Origin of the sequence: Bradyrhizobium sp. PRIMUS42, assembly GCF_023006515.1 — a bacterium.
GTDB lineage: Bacteria > Pseudomonadota > Alphaproteobacteria > Rhizobiales > Xanthobacteraceae > Bradyrhizobium.
Genome location: NZ_JALBGZ010001046.1, coordinates 1 through 1605, shown reverse-complemented (window position 1 = coordinate 1605; position 1605 = coordinate 1). Strand labels below are relative to the sequence as shown.

The window sequence follows — 1605 nt, the reverse complement described above, 5'->3', positions numbered from 1 at the left end:
GGCTCGCAACCGGGCAGCCAGCGTTGCCGGCTCGCGCCGGGCTGCGCGAATTCATCGATGGCCGCATCGATCCGGCCGACGATATCGTGGGTGCGGAACGGCTTTTCGATGAAGTCGGCCGCGCCGCTCTTGATGGCGTCGACCGCCATGGCGATGCTGCCATTCGCCGAGGTCACCAGCACCGGCGCCATGCAGTTTTCCTCGCGCAGCCGCCTGAGCATGTCGAGGCCCGAGCGATCGGGCGGCAGCTCCATCAGCACGCAGGCCGGCATCCGGGCCTTTGCCTCGGACAACAGAGACGCACCGTCAGCGAAGCAGATCACGTCATAGGCGCTCTGTTGGAGCGCAGTCGAAAGTTGTTCGCGGGAGGCAGCGTCGGTATCGATGACGAATACCTCACCCTTGGAAAGCATGTTTCCCGGCATAATCCCGATCCAGCAATGTCTTGGTCAAATGGCCCGAGACGGCAGCGGGCTCCATCGCCCAGCCGCGCCGTCGTGAGCACGGCATTCACGCCAGTGCTTCGGTTTCCCCTATGTATGTTCCGCCCGGTTCCTGGATTTGACGGATCGAGACAGAAACTTTACATTTCGGGACATCTGCGGGAATGGCTGGCAGGAACGGTTCGCATGACCGACCTCGTTCGCAGCGCAGGCTTGAGCTATTACCCGGAGATCGCCCGGTCGGTCGGGCTCGATCCCAAACAGATGATGCGCAAGGCCAAGCTGCCGCTGGCCTGCCTCGACAAGCCAGACACCCCCATTGCCGTCACCGGCCTGCGCCGTCTGCTCGAATTGTCGGCAGAGGCGTCCGGCGCCGAAGATTTCGGCTTGCGTCTCGCCGAGCGCGGCGGCCTGACCAATTTCGGTGCGGTCGGCCTGATCGTGCGCGAACAGGCGACCGTCGGCGAGGCGATCGAGGCGTTTTCGCGCTTCATCCATATCCATCATGACGGCATGCGGCTGGACGTTGCGCGCGGCAAGCAGACCGTGACCCTCACGCTGCACCTGCGCGGCCGTCAGCCGATCGCGCCGCGTCAGTCGATCGACATGGCGCTCGGCAGCGTCCACCGCATCATCCAGTCGCTGTACGGGCACGACTGGCGGCCGCAGGAGGTCCAACTGCATTATCCGCCGCCGCACGATCGCAAGCGCTATCGCGACTTCTTCGGCTGCCGCGTCACCTTCAACGCAGAGGAGGATGCGATCCTGCTGTCGGCGCACGACATGGAGCGCCGGATCCCGAGCGCGCATCCCCTGATCGCGACTTATCTGCGCAAGCGGATCGAGGCAATCGAGACACGGCCCGCGAGTTGGGAGGGGAAGGTCGACGAGGTCGTGCGGACCCTGCTCGCCAGCGGCGACTGCACGGTCGAGCGCGTCGCCGAGCATCTCGCCTGCACCCGCCGCACCATCCATCGCCACCTCGCCGCATCAGGCACGAGCTTCTCTTCCATCCTGGATGCACAACGCGCGGGTCTCGTAACCCAGCTGATCGACGACCCCGGCCGGCCGCTGGCCGACATCGCGGTGCAGCTTGGCTTCTCCGCGCAGAGCGCCATGGCGCGCTGGTTCCGCGGCCGGTTCGGCTGCACCATCACCGACT

The 1605-nt window shown here is 65.5% G+C and carries 2 protein-coding genes; one reads left to right on the top strand and one right to left on the bottom strand.

Annotated elements, in window-relative coordinates; genetic code table 11:
- A partial coding sequence (locus MOV75_RS37345) for a response regulator transcription factor (protein ID WP_247007906.1) occupies positions 1–425 on the bottom strand: 425 nt, incomplete at its 3' end.
- Between the two features lie 204 nt (positions 426–629).
- Here MOV75_RS37345 and MOV75_RS37340 point away from each other — a divergent pair.
- Positions 630–1605: AraC family transcriptional regulator (locus tag MOV75_RS37340; protein WP_247007905.1), on the top strand; the 976-nt coding region annotated here is incomplete at its 3' end.